Source organism: Enterobacter sp. RIT637, from assembly GCF_019718755.1.
GTDB lineage: Bacteria > Pseudomonadota > Gammaproteobacteria > Enterobacterales > Enterobacteriaceae > Enterobacter.
Genome location: NZ_JAIHAZ010000003.1, coordinates 212,768 through 230,655, shown reverse-complemented (window position 1 = coordinate 230,655; position 17,888 = coordinate 212,768). Strand labels below are relative to the sequence as shown.

General features: G+C 56.0%; 18 protein-coding genes and 3 tRNA genes. 10 read left to right on the top strand and 11 right to left on the bottom strand.

Annotated elements, in window-relative coordinates:
* Positions 1 to 16 precede the first annotated feature (16 nt).
* Positions 17 to 1,012: a 6-phosphogluconolactonase gene (gene pgl, locus K5E19_RS08010; protein ID WP_221550717.1), complete on the bottom strand. Its 996-nt coding sequence runs from the start codon at positions 1,010 to 1,012 to the stop codon at positions 17 to 19.
* Between the two features lie 140 nt (positions 1,013 to 1,152).
* Between pgl and K5E19_RS08005 the strand changes: the two genes are divergently transcribed.
* Complete coding sequence (locus K5E19_RS08005) at positions 1,153 to 1,971, top strand: pyridoxal phosphatase (RefSeq protein WP_221550716.1); 819 nt, start codon at positions 1,153 to 1,155, stop codon at positions 1,969 to 1,971.
* On the opposite strand, the gene modC is transcribed toward K5E19_RS08005, so the two are convergent.
* The 4 genes from modC to K5E19_RS07985 form a co-directional block, all read right to left on the bottom strand.
* Positions 1,972 to 3,030: a molybdenum ABC transporter ATP-binding protein ModC gene (gene modC / locus K5E19_RS08000; protein ID WP_221550715.1), complete on the bottom strand. Its 1,059-nt coding sequence runs from the start codon at positions 3,028 to 3,030 to the stop codon at positions 1,972 to 1,974. It lies immediately after the preceding gene.
* A 2-nt stretch (positions 3,031 to 3,032) separates the two neighbouring features.
* Positions 3,033 to 3,722, bottom strand: a complete 690-nt coding sequence (gene modB / locus K5E19_RS07995) for a molybdate ABC transporter permease subunit (RefSeq protein ID WP_221550714.1) — start codon at positions 3,720 to 3,722, stop codon at positions 3,033 to 3,035.
* Positions 3,722 to 4,495 carry a molybdate ABC transporter substrate-binding protein gene (gene modA, locus K5E19_RS07990; protein ID WP_221550713.1) on the bottom strand — a complete coding sequence of 258 codons (774 nt, stop codon included), beginning with the start codon at positions 4,493 to 4,495 and terminating at the stop codon, positions 3,722 to 3,724. The genes modB and modA overlap by 1 nt, the downstream gene beginning before the upstream one ends.
* A gap of 176 nt (positions 4,496 to 4,671) precedes the next feature.
* The gene (locus tag K5E19_RS07985; RefSeq protein ID WP_008501118.1) at positions 4,672 to 4,821 is read right to left on the bottom strand and encodes an AcrZ family multidrug efflux pump-associated protein; all 150 of its coding nucleotides are present in this window, start codon (positions 4,819 to 4,821) and stop codon (positions 4,672 to 4,674) included.
* A 127-nt stretch (positions 4,822 to 4,948) separates the two neighbouring features.
* Between K5E19_RS07985 and modE the strand changes: the two genes are divergently transcribed.
* The 7 genes from modE to gpmA all read left to right on the top strand — a co-directional run bounded on the left by modE (position 4,949) and on the right by gpmA (position 12,696).
* Positions 4,949 to 5,737 (top strand): molybdenum-dependent transcriptional regulator, encoded by a 789-nt coding sequence (gene modE, locus K5E19_RS07980; protein WP_221550712.1) that lies wholly within the window; start codon positions 4,949 to 4,951, stop codon positions 5,735 to 5,737.
* Between the two features lie 67 nt (positions 5,738 to 5,804).
* A complete protein-coding gene (modF, locus tag K5E19_RS07975; protein WP_221550711.1) occupies positions 5,805 to 7,277 on the top strand; it encodes a molybdate ABC transporter ATP-binding protein ModF in 1,473 nt (490 codons plus the stop codon).
* 201 nt (positions 7,278 to 7,478) lie between these two features.
* Positions 7,479 to 8,495 carry a UDP-glucose 4-epimerase GalE gene (gene galE, locus K5E19_RS07970; RefSeq protein ID WP_221550710.1) on the top strand — a complete coding sequence of 339 codons (1,017 nt, stop codon included), beginning with the start codon at positions 7,479 to 7,481 and terminating at the stop codon, positions 8,493 to 8,495.
* 9 nt (positions 8,496 to 8,504) lie between these two features.
* Complete coding sequence (gene galT, locus K5E19_RS07965; RefSeq protein ID WP_221550709.1) at positions 8,505 to 9,551, top strand: galactose-1-phosphate uridylyltransferase; 1,047 nt, start codon at positions 8,505 to 8,507, stop codon at positions 9,549 to 9,551.
* 3 nt (positions 9,552 to 9,554) lie between these two features.
* The gene (galK, locus tag K5E19_RS07960; protein WP_221550708.1) at positions 9,555 to 10,703 is read left to right on the top strand and encodes a galactokinase; all 1,149 of its coding nucleotides are present in this window, start codon (positions 9,555 to 9,557) and stop codon (positions 10,701 to 10,703) included.
* A complete protein-coding gene (gene galM / locus K5E19_RS07955) occupies positions 10,697 to 11,737 on the top strand; it encodes a galactose-1-epimerase (protein WP_221550707.1) in 1,041 nt (346 codons plus the stop codon). Before galK ends, galM begins: the two co-directional genes overlap by 7 nt.
* A 206-nt stretch (positions 11,738 to 11,943) precedes the next feature.
* Positions 11,944 to 12,696, top strand: coding sequence for a 2,3-diphosphoglycerate-dependent phosphoglycerate mutase (gene gpmA, locus K5E19_RS07950; protein WP_221550706.1), 753 nt, complete (start codon positions 11,944 to 11,946; stop codon positions 12,694 to 12,696).
* Positions 12,697 to 12,757: 61 nt separating this feature from the next.
* On the opposite strand, the gene aroG is transcribed toward gpmA, so the two are convergent.
* Complete coding sequence (gene aroG / locus K5E19_RS07945; RefSeq protein ID WP_221550704.1) at positions 12,758 to 13,810, bottom strand: 3-deoxy-7-phosphoheptulonate synthase AroG; 1,053 nt, start codon at positions 13,808 to 13,810, stop codon at positions 12,758 to 12,760.
* A 304-nt stretch (positions 13,811 to 14,114) separates the two neighbouring features.
* Between aroG and K5E19_RS07940 the strand changes: the two genes are divergently transcribed.
* Together K5E19_RS07940 and zitB are read left to right on the top strand one after the other, a co-directional pair.
* The gene (locus tag K5E19_RS07940) at positions 14,115 to 14,495 is read left to right on the top strand and encodes a YbgS-like family protein (protein ID WP_221550856.1); all 381 of its coding nucleotides are present in this window, start codon (positions 14,115 to 14,117) and stop codon (positions 14,493 to 14,495) included.
* Positions 14,496 to 14,594: 99 nt separating this feature from the next.
* Entirely contained in the window at positions 14,595 to 15,533 is a 939-nt protein-coding gene (gene zitB / locus K5E19_RS07935) for a CDF family zinc transporter ZitB (protein ID WP_221550702.1), read from the top strand.
* Here zitB and pnuC read toward each other — a convergent pair.
* The 5 genes from pnuC to K5E19_RS07910 all read right to left on the bottom strand — a co-directional run bounded on the left by pnuC (position 15,530) and on the right by K5E19_RS07910 (position 17,837).
* Positions 15,530 to 16,249 (bottom strand): nicotinamide riboside transporter PnuC, encoded by a 720-nt coding sequence (gene pnuC / locus K5E19_RS07930; protein ID WP_221550701.1) that lies wholly within the window; start codon positions 16,247 to 16,249, stop codon positions 15,530 to 15,532. The two genes, zitB and pnuC, sit on opposite strands and share 4 nt — an antisense overlap.
* Before the next feature lie 22 nt (positions 16,250 to 16,271).
* Positions 16,272 to 17,315 (bottom strand): quinolinate synthase NadA, encoded by a 1,044-nt coding sequence (nadA, locus tag K5E19_RS07925; RefSeq protein ID WP_221550700.1) that lies wholly within the window; start codon positions 17,313 to 17,315, stop codon positions 16,272 to 16,274.
* A gap of 222 nt (positions 17,316 to 17,537) precedes the next feature.
* A tRNA-Lys gene (locus K5E19_RS07920) sits at positions 17,538 to 17,613 on the bottom strand.
* Positions 17,614 to 17,644: 31 nt separating this feature from the next.
* Positions 17,645 to 17,720, bottom strand: a tRNA-Lys gene (locus K5E19_RS07915).
* 41 nt (positions 17,721 to 17,761) lie between these two features.
* A tRNA-Lys gene (locus K5E19_RS07910) sits at positions 17,762 to 17,837 on the bottom strand.
* Positions 17,838 to 17,888 lie beyond the last annotated feature (51 nt).

Genomic DNA, 17,888 nt, shown 5'->3' with positions numbered 1-17,888 from the left:
TTTTGTTTTTAGCCGCTTAGTGAGCGTTTACCACTACCCACATTGGCCCCTGGCCGACGGCATACCGCCCTTTCTCTTCCAGCAGCCCCTGCTCGCCTTTGATTTCATACAGCGCGATATGGTGGGATTTCTGCCCCGCCGCAATCAGGTATTTGCCGCTGTGATCGATATTAAAGCCGCGCGGCTGGGTTTCCGTTGGCTGGAAGCCCTCAATCGCCAGCACGCTGCCATCCTCAGAGACGCTAAAGACGGTAATCAGACTGGAGGTACGATCGCACGCATACAGATGACGACCATCCGGCGTAATGTGGATATCGGCCGCCCAGCGGGTGTCGGAGAAGTCAGACGGCATCATATCCAGCGTTTGCACGCACTCAATCTGACCGTTTGGATCTTTCAGTTCCCACACGTCTACCGAGCTGTTCAGTTCGTTTACCACATACGCATATTGCTGGTTCGGGTGGAAGACCATATGGCGCGGCCCCGCACCTTCTACGGTCGTCACTTCAGCTGGGTTTTGTGCCACCAGATGCCCGTCATCGCTCAGGGTAAACAGGCAGATGCGATCCTGCTTCAGGGCAGGCACCCACAGCGTACGGTTGTCCGGGGAGATATTCGCCGAGTGGCAGCCTTCCAGCCCTTCCACCACCTCAACGGTGTCCAGCGGAATACCGTCCTCAAGACGGGTCACGCTGACGCAACCCGCATTATAGGAACCGCTGAAGATGAAGCGTCCTTTGCGATCGGTAGAGATATGGGTAGGACTACCCGGCAGCGGTGCTTCGGCGGTGTAGGTCAGTGCGCCATCATCGGGGGAGATACGGTACGCCAGCACGCGGAACTCGGGACGCACGCCAACGTAGAGAAAACGTTTATCCGGGCTGACGACCATTGGCTGTACTTGCCCCGGAACATCAACAACCTGAACCAGCGTGAGCGAACCTTCTGCATTCAAACGCCAGACGTGGATCTGCTGACTTTCAGGACTGGCGGTATAAACGGTTTGTTTCATGAATACTCCTTTCCTCACTGCACGTGAAAGTGATTATTTTTAACGGTGAATGCTGAATTTTAGCCAGGAATTTTGCAGCGATTTACTCTCGGTGTAACATCCCCTGAGACCTAAAATTCAACATTAACCCGGAAGAACAAATGACCTCGCGTGTGATTGCACTGGATTTAGACGGAACATTACTTACCCCTCAGAAAACCCTGCTCCCCTCTTCTCTTGAAGCGCTCAAGCGCGCGCAGGAAGTGGGATATCAACTCCTTATCGTAACGGGTCGACATCACGTTGCCATTCATCCTTTTTATCAGGCACTGGCGTTAGATACACCTGCAATTTGTTGTAACGGCACCTATTTGTATGATTATCAGGCAAAAAAGGTTTTGGCATCCGATCCGCTGCCGGTTCCTCAGGCGCTGCAATTGATTGATCTGCTGGATGAGCACGCCATTCACGGCCTGATGTACGTGGATAACGCGATGGTGTACGAGCGCCCGACAGGCCATGTGGTGCGCACCAGTAACTGGGCGTTGTCCCTGCCAGAAGCGCAGCGCCCCGTCTTCACGCAGGTTTCCTCTCTGCGTCAGGCGGCACAGGACGTTGAGGCTATCTGGAAATTCGCCCTGACGGATGAAGACACCACCAAACTGAATGCGTTTGCGAAGCACGTCGAGGAGACGCTGGGTCTGGAGTGCGAATGGTCCTGGCATGACCAGGTGGACATTGCCCGTAAAGGCAACAGCAAAGGCAAGCGTCTGACGCAGTTTGTGGAATCCCAGGGCTGGTCGATGCAGGATGTGATCGCCTTTGGCGATAACTACAACGACATCAGCATGCTGGAAGCCGCAGGTACGGGCGTGGCGATGGGCAACGCCGACGACGCGGTCAAAGCGCGCGCTAACGTGGTGATCGGCGATAACACCACCGACAGCATCGCGCAGTACATTTATACCCACCTGCTGTAATCAGGCGGTGATCGAGACGCTCTTGATTTGCGCGTAAAGCCACAGGCCGGGCTTGATGCCTAACTCATCCCTGGCCCACGGGCTGATGCGCGCCCAGAGCGTCCTGCTGCCGACCTCAAGCTTCACCTCCACCTGCCCGTTATCATCAAAACACTCGGCCACTTTGGCGCGCAGGATATTTCGGATACTGGTTTGCAGCGGCGGCTGCAGCACCAGCGAGACGTCCGACGCCTGGATGCGGATCCGTAGCGCGGACTGTAACGGTTTGTCGATCTTATTGACCCAAAGATGCTGGTCGCCCAGCGCCAGGGCGGTCATCGCGTAGTGGGGATGGTGTTCCAGAACGCTGACTTTCAGGATGCTGCTCTGCTGCTCTTTCGGTAGCCACGGGTGCATCACGCTGCTGCCCCACACCTCTTCCAGGCTGCCGAAGGCCTTCACGCTGCCCTCTTCCAGCACCAGCACCTTGTCTGCCAGATGCAAAATCTCATCCAGGGAATGGCTCACGTAAAGCATCGGAATATTGATTTCCCGCGCCAGGCGCTGCAGATACGGCAGCAGCTCGCGCTTGCGCGGGATATCCAGCGAGGCCAGCGGTTCGTCGAGCAGCAGCAGCTCCGGCGCGGTCAGTATGGCGCGACCAATCGCCACGCGCTGCTTCTCGCCGCCCGAAAGCGAGGAAGGCAGCCTGTCCAGCAGCGGTTCAATGCCTAACAGAGCCACCAGCTTATCAAACTGCGCAGCCATGCTTTTCGCCATGCCGTAGCGCAGGTTGCCGCGCACGCTGTAGTGCGGGAAGAGCCGCGCGTCCTGGAAAACGTAACCAATGCGGCGTTTGTCCGGGGAGAGGTAAATCTTATTTTCAACGTCATTTAAGATGCGATTATTCAGGGCAATACGCCCGGACTGCGGGCGCGTCAGGCCGCTAATGGCATTAATCAGCGACGTTTTCCCCGCACCGGAAACGCCAAAGATGGCGGTGATGCCGCTCGCAGGCAGCGTCTCGTTAAGCGTCAGGGTATGGTTTCCCAGCGTCTGGGTGAAATTGAGTACAAGCATGCTTATTTCCCCATTCGCTCGCGGCTAAGCCGAGCCAGCCATTCAGATACCAGCAGAGAGGCCAGCGCCAGAACTATCGAGATGATGCACAAACGCGCCGCCGCCCCCTCACCGCCCGGGGTTTGAATCAGGGTATACATGGCGGACGGGATGGTTCGCGTCTCGCCGGGAATGTTCGAGACAAAGGTGATGGTCGCGCCGAACTCGCCGAGCGAGCGGGCAAACGCGAGCACCGTTCCGACAATAATTCCCGGCAGCGTAAGCGGCAGCGTGATGGTGAAAAAGACGCGTAAACGTCCGGCTCCCAGCGTGCGTGCCGCCTGTTCGAGCTTCATGTCCACGCCTTCCAGCGCGAGGCGGATCGCCCTCACCATCAGCGGGAATGACATCACCGCCGCCGCCAGCACCGCGCCGCGCCAGCTAAAAGCAAACGTCAGCCCAAACCAGTCGTAGAGCTTCTCGCCGATAAAACCGCGTCGCCCCATTGAGACGAGCAGAAGATAACCGACCACCACAGGCGGTAACACAAGGGGAAGATGAAGAACGCTATCAAGCAGGGCTTTGCCCGGAAACTGGGTACGAACCAGTAACCAGGCAAAGAAGATCCCAAAGGGCAAACTCAGCGCAACCGCCAGGGAAGAGACTTTAAGGCTCAGCAGCACGGCCTGCCATTCAGGATCGGTCAATATCATCAGTGAGTCGTAAATCCATAACGTTTAAAGATCGCAGACGCTTCTGGCCCCTTCAGATAGTCATAGAAGGCCGTCACGGTCGCATTTTTATGTCCATCAACAATCGCAACAGGATATTCCACTTTCTTATGCGAGTCTTCCGGGAACGTACCAACCACTTTCACCCCTTTACTGGCAACGGCATCAGAGCCATAAACAATTCCCAGCGGGGCCTCGTTACGCTCTACCAGCGCCAGCGCGCCGCGTACATCTTCCGCCGGGGCCAGCTTCGGTGACAATGTCTCCCACGCGCCCAGCTTTTGCAGCGCTTCTTTGGCGTAAATCCCGGCAGGGACGTGTTCCGGATCGCCCACCGCCAGACGACCACCGCTCAGCAGGCTCGTCCAGTTGGTCTCTTTAGTGATGGTGATGCCCGCCTGCGCGCTGGCTTTTGGCGCCACGACCACCAGGCTATTCCCCAGCAGCGTTTCGCGGGTTGCTGTATCAATCGATTTTTTCTCAGCCGCGTAGTCCATCCATTTCTGGTCGGCAGAGATGAACAGATCGGCAGGAGCACCCGCTTCAATCTGGCGCGCCAGCGTAGAAGAGGAAGCAAACGACGAGACCACGTCAACGTTCTTCTCTTTTTTATACTCAGCGGCGATATCCTGCATCGCATTGGTCAGCGAGGCGGCAGCAAACACCGTAATTTTCCCCTCTTCAGCCAGCGCGTGTCCGGTAAGAGAAAGCGTTAGCGTTGCCCCTGCAAAAAGGCGTACCCATGTACGTGCCATCTGTAGCTCCTGTCATCATCGTTATATACATATTAATATAACGGTATCGTCAGGGAGATCCCAGCGTTTAATGGTACCGATTAATGAGTAAACGGCCTGTCGCTAAAAAAGATATCGGCGATGAAAAGAAATACTTGAGAGCAAAACGCCCGGTTAACCGGGCGTTTTGGAGGGAATCAATGCTGCTTTTTAGCCTGGTCTCGGTGACCAATGTTCGAAAAGACGTTGAACACTTCACCCAGGCCGTAGATGGCACCGAGGATGATGGCCATCACTACTGGTACCATGATTACCGCGAATACCAGACTTTTCAACAACTCTAACATGGTTTTCTCCAGATACTGTGAACGGCTTATTCTACCCTGAAAAGTAAGAAAAACATCCCCTTTTGTGCGGTGCACTTTGCGCCCTGCGCCATTTGGGTCACAATACTCTTTTTGCCAGGACACTGTTATGCAGGCCGAGATTCTCCTCACCTTACGACTACAGCAGAAGCTTTTTGCCGACCCGCGACGTATCGCCCTGCTTAAACAAATAGAACAAACAGGCTCAATTAGCCAGGGTGCCAAAAATGCGGGCATCAGCTATAAAAGCGCCTGGGATGCCATCAACGAAATGAACACCCTGAGCGAGCAAACGCTGGTCGACCGTGCAACAGGCGGCAAAGGTGGCGGTGGTGCCGTCCTGACGCGTTACGGTCAGCGTCTGATCCAGCTTTACGATCTGCTGGCGCAGATCCAGCAAAAAGCCTTTGATGTGCTGAGCGATGATGACAACGTCCCGCTGGACAGCCTGCTGGCCGCCATTTCACGTTTTTCATTGCAGACTAGCGCCCGTAATCAGTGGTTTGGGAAGGTCACGGCTCGCGATGACGCCCAGGTGCAGCAGCATATCGACATCCTGCTTGCAGATGGGACTACTCGTCTGAAAGCCGCGATCACCGCGCAGAGTGGGCAGCGCCTTGGTCTGGACGAAGGTAAAGAGGTGCTGGTGCTGCTCAAAGCGCCGTGGGTTAGCATTACGCACAACCCGGAGCTGGCCAGCGGGGCAGATAATCAGCTGCAGGGCACCATCAGCCATATCGAACGCGGCGAAGAGCAGTGCGAAGTGCTGATGACGCTGCCGGATGGGCAACTTCTCTGCGCGACCCTCCCCGCTGCGGAGGCGACCGGTTTAGAAGAAGGTGCTGTCGTTACCGCATATTTCAACGCTGACCGGGTGATTATCGCCACATTGTGCTGAGTGCATTGACAATCTCGCCGACAGCCAGTATCCCTGACGTCTATCGCTGCAAAAAATGGGATACATCATGTCATCATTGCATATTTCGCAAGGCACGTTTCGTCTTAGCGATACCCGAACGCTGACCCTTCCTGATTTAACGCTGCGCGCAGGCGAAAGCTGGGCGTTTGTGGGAACCAACGGCAGCGGCAAATCAGCGCTGGCGCGAGCCCTGGCCGGAGAGCTGACCCAGCTTAAAGGCGAACGCCAGAACACCTTCACCCGTCTGACGCGCCTGTCGTTTGAACAACTGCAAAAGCTGGTGAGCGACGAGTGGCAGCGCAACAACACCGACCTGCTCAGCCCGGGTGAAGAGGATACCGGTCGCACCACAGCAGAAATTATTCAGGACGAGGTCAAAAACCCAGCCCGCTGCCAGCAGCTGGCGGAGCAGTTTGGCATCACCGCCCTGCTGAACCGGCGCTTCAAATACCTTTCCACCGGCGAGACGCGCAAAACGTTGCTGTGTCAGGCATTGATGAGCCAGCCGGAACTGCTGATTCTGGATGAGCCGTTCGACGGGCTGGATGTGCACTCCCGTGCCCAGCTGGCCGCCCTGTTAAGCACGCTTAATCAGGACGGTTACACCATCGTACTGGTGCTTAACCGCTTCGATGAAATTCCGGATTTCGTGCAGAACGCGGGCGTACTGGCAGACTGTAATCTGACCGAAACCGGGGAAAAAACCGCATTGCTCAGGCAGGCCCTGATTGCTCAGCTCGCGCATAGCGAAAAACTGGACGGCATCGCGCTTCCGGAGCCCGACGCCCCGGCGGCACGCCACGGTCTCGATCCCCATCAGCCACTTATCGTTCTGCGCGACGGCGTGGTCTCCTATGACGACAGACCGATCCTGAACAACCTTAGCTGGACGGTTAATCCAGGCGAACACTGGCAGATTGTCGGCCCTAACGGCGCGGGGAAATCGACGCTGCTGAGCCTGATCACCGGCGATCACCCGCAGGGCTACAGCAACGATCTGACGCTGTTTGGCCGACGTCGCGGCAGCGGTGAAACCATCTGGGACATCAAAAAGCATATTGGCTACGTCAGTAGCAGCCTGCATCTGGATTACCGCGTCAGTACCACGGTGCGCAACGCGATCCTCTCCGGGTATTTTGACTCCATCGGCATTTATCAGGCGGTGTCGGACAGACAACACAAGCTGGTTCAGCGGTGGCTGGATATTCTGGGCATGGACAGCCGGATTGCTGACGCGCCGTTCCACAGCCTGTCGTGGGGACAGCAGCGTCTGGCACTGATTGTTCGCGCGCTGGTAAAACACCCGACGCTGTTGATTCTCGACGAACCGCTTCAGGGGCTGGATCCGCTAAACCGCCAGCTGGTCCGTCGCTTTGTCGATATCCTCATAAGTGAGGGTGAAACGCAATTGCTGTTCGTTTCACACCATGCCGAAGATGCGCCTTCCTGTATTACGCACCGCCTTGAGTTTGTCCCCGACGGCGAGCGCTATCGCTACCTTCTCAGCAAAATCGATTAACCGTGGAGGGCGCTGCCCTCCGCTTTTTCAGATAACTTGCATCAATACATCGCTATCCCTTTGATCTAGAATGTTATCAGTCAATGAAAAAGCGAGTGTGAAAACGAGTGTAAACGATTCCACTATTTTATCCCATGTCACACTTTTCGCGTCTCTGTTATGCTATGGTTATTACATACCATAAGCCCAATGGAGCGAATTATGCGAGTTCTGGTAACAGGTGGTAGCGGTTACATCGGAAGTCATACCTGTGTGCAACTGCTGCAAAATGGTCACGATGTGATCGTCCTCGACAACCTGTGCAATAGTAAGCGCAGCGTGCTGCCGGTGATTGAACGTCTTGGTGGAAAACAGCCGACCTTCGTGGAAGGCGACATCCGCAACGAAGCACTGATGACCGAGATCCTTCACGACCACGCCATCGAAGCGGTGATCCACTTCGCGGGTCTGAAAGCCGTCGGTGAATCCGTTGCGAAACCGCTCGAGTATTACGACAACAACGTCAACGGTACCCTGCGTCTCATCTCCGCCATGCGTGCGGCGAACGTCAAAAACTTTATCTTTAGCTCCTCCGCTACCGTCTACGGCGATCAGCCCAAAATCCCTTACGTTGAGAGCTTCCCGACCGGCACCCCGCAAAGCCCGTACGGCAAAAGCAAGCTGATGGTTGAGCAGATCCTGACCGATCTGCAAAAAGCACAGCCGGAGTGGAGCATCGCGCTGCTGCGCTACTTCAACCCGGTCGGCGCGCATCCGTCCGGCGATATGGGTGAAGATCCGCAGGGCATCCCGAATAACCTGATGCCGTACATCGCCCAGGTTGCGGTGGGTCGCCGCGACTCGCTGGCGATTTTTGGCAATGACTACCCTACCGAGGACGGCACCGGCGTGCGTGACTATATCCACGTGATGGATCTGGCCGACGGCCACGTGGCGGCGATGCAGCAGCTGGCGGGCAAACCCGGCGTGCATATTTACAACCTCGGCGCCGGGGTCGGCAGCAGCGTGCTGGACGTGGTTAACGCCTTCAGCAAAGCCTGCGGTAAGCCGGTGAGCTACCACTTCGCACCGCGTCGTGATGGCGACCTGCCTGCTTACTGGGCCGATGCAACCAAAGCCGATAAAGAGCTTAACTGGCGTGTAACGCGCACGCTTGATGAAATGGCACAGGATACCTGGCACTGGCAGTCACGCCATCCGCAGGGCTATCCGGACTAAGGATCCGTCATGACGCAATTTAATCCCGTCGATCATCCGCATCGTCGTTTTAACCCGCTAAGCGGGCAATGGATTTTGGTCTCTCCGCATCGCGCCAAGCGCCCCTGGCAGGGGGCGCAGGAGACGCCTGCAAAACAGACGCTGCCACAGCACGACCCGGACTGCTTCCTCTGTCCGGGCAACACGCGCGTCACCGGGGATAAAAACCCGGACTACAAAGGCACCTTCGTGTTCACCAACGATTTCGCCGCCCTGATGACCGACACCCCGGACGCGCCGGAAAGCCACGATCCGCTGATGCGCTGCGAAAGCGCGCGCGGCACCAGCCGCGTGATCTGCTTCTCGCCCGATCACAGTAAAACGCTGCCGGAGCTGAGCGTGGACGCGCTGAAAGAGGTGGTCAGCACATGGCAGGCGCAAACCGCCGAGCTGGGGCAGAGCTATCCGTGGGTGCAGGTGTTCGAAAACAAAGGTGCGGCGATGGGCTGCTCTAACCCGCACCCGCATGGCCAAATCTGGGCGAACAGCTTCCTGCCCAACGAAGCCGAGCGTGAAGACCGACTGCAGAAAGCATATTACGCGGAAAACGATTCCCCGATGCTGGTGGATTACACGCAGCGCGAGCTGGCCGACGGCAGCCGCACCGTGGTGGAAACCGAACACTGGCTGGCCGTTGTCCCTTACTGGGCGGCCTGGCCGTTTGAAACGCTGCTGCTGCCGAAAGCGCACGTGAAGCGAATTACCGATCTCAGCAACGCGCAGCGCGACGACCTTGCCCTGGCGCTGAAAAAGCTGACCAGCCGTTACGATAACCTGTTCCAGTGCTCCTTCCCGTACTCCATGGGCTGGCACGGCGCCCCGTTTAACGGCGAAGAGAATCAACACTGGCAGCTGCACGCCCATTTCTATCCGCCGCTGCTGCGCTCTGCGACGGTGCGTAAATTTATGGTGGGCTATGAAATGCTGGCGGAAACCCAGCGTGACCTGACGGCGGAACAGGCGGCAGAACGTCTGCGTGCCGTTAGCGACGTCCACTATCGCGAATCAGGAGTCTAAAAAATGAGTCTGAAAGATAAAACACAATCCCTGTTTGCTGAGAAATTTGGCTACCCTGCCACCCACGTTATCCAGGCACCTGGCCGCGTTAACCTGATCGGTGAACACACCGACTATAACGACGGTTTCGTGCTGCCGTGCGCCATCGATTACCAGACGGTCATCAGCTGCGCGAAGCGCGACGACCGTAAGGTCCGCGTGATTGCGGCGGATTACGGTAATGAGACGGACGAGTTTTCCCTCGATGCTCCGATTGTGACGCACGACAGCCAGCAGTGGTCTAACTACGTGCGCGGCGTGGTGAAGCATCTGCAGAAGCGTAACAAGAACGTTGGCGGTGCGGATTTAGTGATCAGCGGCAACGTTCCGCAGGGGGCGGGCTTAAGCTCCTCTGCGTCTCTGGAAGTCGCCGTTGGCACCGTGTTCCAGCAGCTTTATCATCTGCCGCTGGACGGGGCGCAAATCGCCCTGAACGGTCAGGAAGCGGAAAACCAGTTCGTGGGCTGTAACTGCGGCATCATGGACCAGCTGATCTCCGCGCTGGGCAAAAAAGAGCACGCGCTGCTGATCGACTGCCGTTCGCTTGGCACCAAAGCCGTTCCCCTGCCAAAAGGCGCGGCCGTGGTGATTATCAACAGCAACTTCAAGCGCACGCTGGTGGGCAGCGAGTACAACACCCGCCGCGAACAGTGCGAAACCGGCGCGCGCTTCTTCCAGCAGCCCGCCCTGCGCGACGTCACGCTCAATGAATTTAACAAAGTGGCGCACGAGCTGGATCCGGTTGTCGCCAAACGCGTTCGTCACGTGCTGACGGAAAATGCCCGTACCGTTGAAGCCGCGTCCGCGCTGGCGAAAGGCGACCTGAAACGCATGGGTGAGCTGATGGCGGAATCTCACGCCTCCATGCGCGATGATTTTGAAATCACCGTGCCGCAGATCGACACCCTGGTGGATATCGTTAAAGCCACCATCGTCGACAAAGGCGGCGTGCGCATGACGGGCGGCGGTTTTGGCGGCTGCATCGTTGCGCTGGTGCCTGAAGAGCTGGTCCCTGCCGTACAGGACGCCGTGGCGAAGCAGTACGAAGCAAAAACGGGTATCAAAGAAACCTTCTATGTTTGTAAAGCATCACAAGGAGCCGGACAGTGCTAAACGAAACACCTACCCTTGCACCGGATGGTCTGCCGTATCGCCTGTTAACCCTGCGCAACAGCGCGGGGATGGTCGTTACGCTGATGGACTGGGGTGCCACCCTTCTTTCTGCCCGCGTACCGATGCCGGACGGCAGCGTACGCGAAACCCTGCTCGGCTGCGCCTCGCCTGAGCAGTATATTAATCAATCTGCCTATCTGGGCGCGTCCGTTGGGCGCTATGCGAACCGCATCGCGAAGAGCCGTTTTGAACTCGACGGCGTGCAGTACACCCTGCTGCCAAGCCAGGGGGAAAACCAGCTGCACGGCGGACCAGACGGGTTTGATAAACGCCGCTGGAAGATTGTTCGTCAAAACGACGGCGAAGTGCTGTTCTCGCTGGATTCGCCTGATGGCGATCAGGGCTTCCCGGGGAACCTTATCGCTACTGCGCGCTTTACGCTGACCGACGATAACCGTATCACCATTGAATACCGGGCGACGGTCGACAAGCCGTGCCCGGTCAACCTGACCAATCACGCGTACTTCAACCTGGACGGTAACCAGTGCGACGTGCGTAACCACAAGCTGCAAATCCTGGCAGATGCCTGGCTGCCGGTTGACGAGATGGGCATTCCGTATCAGGGCCTCAAAGACGTGAGCGGCACCAGCTTTGACTTCCGCAGCGTGAAAACAATCGCCCAGGATTTCCTGAGCGATGACGATCAGCGCAAGGTGAAAGGCTACGACCACGCTTTCCTGCTGCAGGCCCAAGGTGATGTGAAACACCCTGCCGCACAGGTCTGGTCTGCGGATGAGAAGTTGCAGATGACGGTCTACACCACCGCCCCTGCCCTGCAGTTCTATTCAGGCAACTACCTCGGCGGCACGACTGCGCGCGAGCATGAGGAGTACAGTGACTGGCAAGGACTGGCGCTGGAAAGCGAGTTCCTGCCGGACAGCCCGAACCATCCGGAATGGCCGCAGCCGGACTGCGTGCTGCGCCCCGGCGAAGAGTACGTGAGCGTCACAGAGTATCATTTCATTCCGCATTGATTTCCAGCCCTCCCTCGGAGGGCTTTTTTCTGCGCGTCTTGCTGAAAATACCGCCGATCGCAGACAAAATCATAACCCTGGATTCACAAGCATCTTACACTCAGAGACTATTTTCGCTATGGTTAGGGTTAAGCGTTGCTGCTGGCATGTCCACGGCAATATAATGAGAATTGTTATCATTCAATAAAGCTTATGAGGAGTACGATATGGCTGTAACTAAGCTGGTTCTGGTGCGCCACGGCGAAAGCCAGTGGAACAACGAAAACCGCTTCACCGGTTGGTACGACGTTGATCTGTCTGAGAAAGGCGTAAGCGAAGCCAAAGCGGCAGGTAAACTGCTGAAGGATGAAGGCTTCACCTTTGATTTTGCTTACACCTCTGTGCTGAAACGTGCCATCCACACCCTGTGGAACGTGCTGGACGAACTGGATCAGGCCTGGTTGCCGGTTGAGAAGTCCTGGAAACTGAACGAACGTCACTACGGCGCGCTTCAGGGCCTGAACAAAGCGGAAACCGCTGAGAAATATGGCGACGAGCAGGTTAAACAGTGGCGTCGCGGCTTCGCGATCACCCCACCAGAGCTGACCAAAGATGACGAGCGCTACCCGGGCCACGACCCGCGTTACGCGAAGCTGACCGACGCTGAGCTGCCAACCACCGAGAGCCTGGCGCTGACCATCGACCGCGTTGTGCCTTACTGGAATGAAACCATTCTGCCACGCCTGAAAAGCGGCGAGCGCGTGATCATCGCCGCTCACGGTAACTCCCTGCGTGCGCTGGTGAAATACCTGGACAACATGGGTGAAGATGAAATCCTCGAGCTGAACATCCCAACTGGCGTGCCGCTGGTGTATGAGTTCGACGAAAACTTCAAGCCAATCAAACATTACTATCTGGGTAACGCGGACGAGATCGCAGCGAAAGCCGCGGCTGTCGCGAACCAGGGTAAAGCGAAGTAATTTTCGCCAGACATAAAAAAAGCGCGGAGCCTTCTGCGCTTTTTTATTTGTGCCTGAGGACTCAGCCGCGACGCGCTTTTACCGCATTCGCCAGCTGACGCAGGATGGTATCGGTATCGTCCCAGCCAATGCAGGCATCGGTGACACTCTTACCGTAAACCAGCGGTTCACTGCCTTCCAGATTCTGGTTACCTTCAACCAGATGGCTTTCAATCATCACCCCGATCACCGCTTTTTCACCGCTGGCGATCTGCTGGCAAACGTCTGCACCCACTTCCAGCTGCTTTTTAAACTGCTTGCTGGAGTTAGCGTGGCTGAAATCGATCATCACCTGCGGTGCAAGTCCGGCTTTTTCCAGCCCCACTTTCACTTCTGCAACGTGTTTTGCGCTGTAGTTCGGCTCTTTACCGCCGCGCAGAATGATATGGCAGTCGCCGTTCCCGCTGGTGTTCACAATCGCAGAGTGACCCCATTTGGTCACGGACAGGAAGCAGTGCGGCGCGCCCGCTGCGTTGATGGCGTCGATAGCCACCTTAATGGTGCCGTCAGTGCCGTTTTTGAAGCCTACCGGGCAAGAGAGGCCGGATGCCAGCTCGCGATGCACCTGAGATTCCGTGGTGCGGGCACCAATTGCGCCCCAGCTCATCAGGTCTGCCAGGTACTGTGGCGTAATCATGTCCAGGAACTCACCCGCGGCAGGCAGGCCGCTGTCGTTGATCTCCAGCAGCAGCTTGCGGGCAATGCGCAGACCGTCGTTGATCTGGAAGCTGTTGTCCATGTGCGGGTCGTTAATCAGCCCTTTCCAGCCCACGGTGGTGCGTGGTTTTTCAAAATACACACGCATCACGATTTCCAGCTCGCCTTTCAGCTCTTCGCGCAGGGTGAGCAGGCGGGCAGCATACTCTTTCGCCGCAGCAGGGTCGTGAATAGAGCACGGGCCAATCACCACCAGAAGACGATCGTCGCTGCCTTTCAGGATCTTGTGGATCGCTTTGCGGGCATGAGACACCGTATTGGCAGCATTTTCAGTGGCGGGGAATTTTTCAAGGAGCGCTACAGGAGGTAATAACTCATTGATCTCTTTAATGCGTAAATCGTCGTTCTGATAATTCATCTTCTTTCCAGCTCTGCCATATCTTTAGTAGTGAAAGCAATGCTTTCAATCTAACTTGTCGGCCAGGAAGTGTAAACGGGATTTTACACTTCGCGCAGATAATTCCTGGAATTCGCCTAAAAATCGCCACAAAATAGCGAAAAATGAGATCTAACCTAAGCTTTTTAACTGTAACAACCATTTATGTGTGATTAAACACGATTCCATACTGACGTAAGTCCGTATGCTGGAATCTTTCGCCTTTGAACAAGATGCACTGTTGGAGAATGTTATCCAGCGTAACGACAAGAACAGGAGCAGCATGATGAAAATGACGAAACTGGCAACTCTCTTTCTGACCGCCACACTCACACTGGCAAGCGGTAGCGCACTGGCCGCGGACACGGGCACCTCAGACAGCAACGGCGATGCCAATGCAGCCGCCGCCGCTGGTCAGGTCGCCCCTGATGCTAAACAAAACATCGCACCCAATAATGTCGATAACAGCCAGATCAATTCCGGAAATACCCAAACCGGGGGCACCATGCTGCACCCCAACGGTACGGATTCTGGCACCATGAATCACGACGGCATGACCAAAGATGAAGTGCACAAAAATTCTATGTGTAAAGACGGTCGCTGTCCGGATCCAAATGACAAAGTTGGCAGTGATGCGGATACCAAAACTGACGGTACCACGCAGTAACGCTGAGTAATCTGAATAAAGGGGAGCGCGTGCTCTCCTTTTTTATTTAAGCTCTTAAAAACGCTACACTAAAAATAATAACAAATCAGGAAAGATGACATGGCGCACACACACTCCCCTTCCCCCGCCTCCGGCGATGAGAATGCCAAACGGCTGCTGTTGGCGTTTGGCGTCACCGCAACGTTTATGGTTATCGAGGTCATTGGGGGGATAATCTCAGGTTCTCTGGCCCTGCTGGCAGATGCGGGACATATGCTTACCGATGCGGCTGCCCTGCTGTTTGCCCTGCTCGCCGTCCAGTTCTCCCGCCGTCCACCCAATGCCCGCCATACGTTTGGCTGGCTCAGGCTTACTACGCTTGCCGCTTTCGTTAACGCGATTGCGCTGGTGGTGATTACCATCCTTATCGTCTGGGAAGCCGTTCAGCGCTTCAGACACCCGCAGCCCGTCGCAGGAACCACCATGATGGTCATCGCAATAGCGGGCCTGATTGCCAACATTCTGGCGTTCTGGATTTTGCATCGCGGCAGCGGGGAAAAGAACCTCAATGTGCGCGCCGCGGCATTGCATGTTCTGGGGGATCTGCTCGGCTCCGTGGGGGCAATTGTGGCTGCGCTGATTATTCTGGGGACGGGCTGGACACCCATCGACCCGATTCTTTCGGTACTCGTGTCGTGTCTGGTGCTACGCAGCGCCTGGCGGCTGTTGAAAGAGAGCGTCAATGAGTTGCTGGAAGGCGCCCCCTCGTCAATGGACATCGGTGAGCTGAGACGAAATCTGAGCCGCTCGATCCCGGAGGTGCGAAACGTCCACCACGTTCACGTGTGGCTGGTCGGCGAAAAGCCTGTGATGACGCTGCACGTTCAGGTGATCCCACCCCACGATCACGACGCGCTGCTCGAACGTATCCAGCATTTTCTGGAGCATCACTATGAGATTGCCCATTCGACGATCCAGATGGAGTATCAGCCCTGTAGCGGGCCAGACTGCCACCTGAACGAGGCGCAGCCCGGCCATTCACATCATCATCACCATTAGTGGGAAAGCGCGCGAGAGCCTCGCTCACGCGCGCTGTTAATCCACATACGGCTGCCGTTCAGGGCAATGAAGGTCAGCAGCAGATATTCCAGCGACATGGCATAGACGCCCTGCAGCGCGAAAATCACCACGCTGATGACGTTGATGATGACCCACAGCAGCCAGTTCTCAACGTATTTTCGGGTCATCAGGATCATCGCCGCAATCGACAGCACCATCATGCAGGAATCCCAGAACGGGAAGGCATCCGGCTGGAGTTCAGGCATCGTGACATTCAAACCGAGTCCAGACATGACCGAAACGGCAACGCGCGTCAGAAACGCAAACACCGGGTTGATATAAACGGTCATCAAACCAATGGCCGCCACGCAGGCGACAAGCCAGGCGATGGCTTTCGGCAGCGGCAGCCAGCGGATCTGCAACTCGGCTTCCTGCTGGCTGTTTTGACGCGACCACGCGTACCAGCCGTAAATATTGGCGGCAAAGAAAAACAGCTGCAAAAGCAGGCTGGCGTAGAGCTGGATCTGGAAGAAGATAATGGCGAACAGCGTGACGTTAATCAGCCCGAACGCGTAATTACTGATCTTCTCCAGGCTCGCCAGCCAGATACAGAGTAACCCGGCCAGCGTGCCAACGGCTTCAATCCATGACAGGTCATAGCCACCCGCACCAATCGGTATATGAACCAAAATGTTCTGCGTGCTAAAAAAATCCATCTTTTCCCCGGTTCTGAACAAGTTAAGTACGTAGTGTAGCCGCAAAATCCAGCATGCGGTTAAGCGGAATTAACGCACCTTCTCGCAACGCCGCATCAACATGAATTTCATGCGCTGCCCCGCCCGTCTCGAGCCCTTCGGCAATCGCTTTCAGGCCGTTCATCGCCATCCACGGGCAGTGCGCACAGCTGCGGCACGTTGCTCCCTCGCCTGCGGTTGGCGCTTCGAGTAGCTCTTTTTCCGGCACCGCCTGCTGCATTTTGTAGAAGATACCGCGATCGGTTGCGACGATAAGCTGCTTGTTAGGCAATGTCCTGGCCGCGTTGATAAGCTGGCTGGTTGAGCCAACCGCATCGGCCATATCGACAATCGACTGAGGCGACTCTGGATGCACCAGAATGGCCGCTTCCGGGTACAGCGCCTTCATACGCGTCAGCGCCTGAGTCTTAAATTCGTCGTGAACGATACACGCACCCTGCCAGCAGAGAACATCCGCGCCTGTTTGCTTCTGAACGTAATTACCAAGGTGACGGTCAGGCGCCCAGATAATTTTCTCGCCCAGGCTATCCAGATGTTCAATCAGTTCAACGGCGATGCTCGAGGTCACCACCCAGTCTGCACGCGCTTTTACCGCCGCAGACGTATTGGCATAGACCACCACGGTGCGGTCAGGATGGGCGTCGCAGAACGCGGTGAATTCCTCAATTGGACAGCCGAGATCGAGCGAACACTCTGCATTGAGCGTCGGCATCAGAATGGTTTTTTCAGGGCTGAGAATTTTTGCCGTTTCACCCATAAAGCGCACGCCAGCAACCAGCAGCGTGGAAGCGGGATGTCTTGCACCGAATCGTGCCATCTCCAGGGAGTCAGAAATACACCCGCCGGTCTCTTCCGCCAACTGCTGGATTTCCGGGTCGGTGTAGTAATGGGCCACCATTACCGCATCGCGTTCTTTGAGAAGACGCTTGATCTTCTCGCGATAGAATTGCTTTTCATCCAGGCTCAGCGGGACAGGCTTTGGCGGAAACGGATAGATTGCGGCTTCGGGATCAAACATCACACTCATTATGGCTTCTCGTTTTACTGGCTTAACAATATTGCCTTTCTTTTGCATGACATAGCAAAACGCATGGCAATTGTGTTTTGTATGCTAAACAAGATAGCGAATATGAGAGGAAAAGTCACCGGAAATAGGTGCGGGTAGCATTTGTCGGGTGGCGGCTTCGCCTTACTCGACCTACCCAGTCGGCAGATAGCAAAAAGGCGCCTTTAGGGCGCCTTTCTACACTGGTGGGTCGTGCAGGATTCGAACCTGCGACCAATTGATTAAAAGTCAACTGCTCTACCAACTGAGCTAACGACCCCTTGCGGGATGTACTTCAAATTTATTCAGGCTGGTGGGTCGTGCAGGATTCGAACCTGCGACCAATTGATTAAAAGTCAACTGCTCTACCAACTGAGCTAACGACCCATCTGGGTGTTGCCTGAATTATCACTCGGGACCAATAAAATTGGTGGGTCGTGCAGGATTCGAACCTGCGACCAATTGATTAAAAGTCAACTGCTCTACCAACTGAGCTAACGACCCGAGTGGTGGGTGATGACGGGCTCGAACCGCCGACCCCCTCCGTGTAAAGGA

Coding starts and splice junctions, on each gene's coding strand:
- pgl (WP_221550717.1), bottom strand. CDS start 1,012: ATGAAACAAACCGTTTATACCGCCAGTCCTGAAAGTCAGCAGATCCAC.
- K5E19_RS08005 (WP_221550716.1), top strand. CDS start 1,153: ATGACCTCGCGTGTGATTGCACTGGATTTAGACGGAACATTACTTACC.
- modC (WP_221550715.1), bottom strand. CDS start 3,030: ATGCTTGTACTCAATTTCACCCAGACGCTGGGAAACCATACCCTGACG.
- modB (WP_221550714.1), bottom strand. CDS start 3,722: ATGATATTGACCGATCCTGAATGGCAGGCCGTGCTGCTGAGCCTTAAA.
- modA (WP_221550713.1), bottom strand. CDS start 4,495: ATGGCACGTACATGGGTACGCCTTTTTGCAGGGGCAACGCTAACGCTT.
- K5E19_RS07985 (WP_008501118.1), bottom strand. CDS start 4,821: ATGTTAGAGTTGTTGAAAAGTCTGGTATTCGCGGTAATCATGGTACCA.
- modE (WP_221550712.1), top strand. CDS start 4,949: ATGCAGGCCGAGATTCTCCTCACCTTACGACTACAGCAGAAGCTTTTT.
- modF (WP_221550711.1), top strand. CDS start 5,805: ATGTCATCATTGCATATTTCGCAAGGCACGTTTCGTCTTAGCGATACC.
- galE (WP_221550710.1), top strand. CDS start 7,479: ATGCGAGTTCTGGTAACAGGTGGTAGCGGTTACATCGGAAGTCATACC.
- galT (WP_221550709.1), top strand. CDS start 8,505: ATGACGCAATTTAATCCCGTCGATCATCCGCATCGTCGTTTTAACCCG.
- galK (WP_221550708.1), top strand. CDS start 9,555: ATGAGTCTGAAAGATAAAACACAATCCCTGTTTGCTGAGAAATTTGGC.
- gpmA (WP_221550706.1), top strand. CDS start 11,944: ATGGCTGTAACTAAGCTGGTTCTGGTGCGCCACGGCGAAAGCCAGTGG.
- aroG (WP_221550704.1), bottom strand. CDS start 13,810: ATGAATTATCAGAACGACGATTTACGCATTAAAGAGATCAATGAGTTA.
- K5E19_RS07940 (WP_221550856.1), top strand. CDS start 14,115: ATGAAAATGACGAAACTGGCAACTCTCTTTCTGACCGCCACACTCACA.
- zitB (WP_221550702.1), top strand. CDS start 14,595: ATGGCGCACACACACTCCCCTTCCCCCGCCTCCGGCGATGAGAATGCC.
- pnuC (WP_221550701.1), bottom strand. CDS start 16,249: ATGGATTTTTTTAGCACGCAGAACATTTTGGTTCATATACCGATTGGT.
- nadA (WP_221550700.1), bottom strand. CDS start 17,315: ATGAGTGTGATGTTTGATCCCGAAGCCGCAATCTATCCGTTTCCGCCA.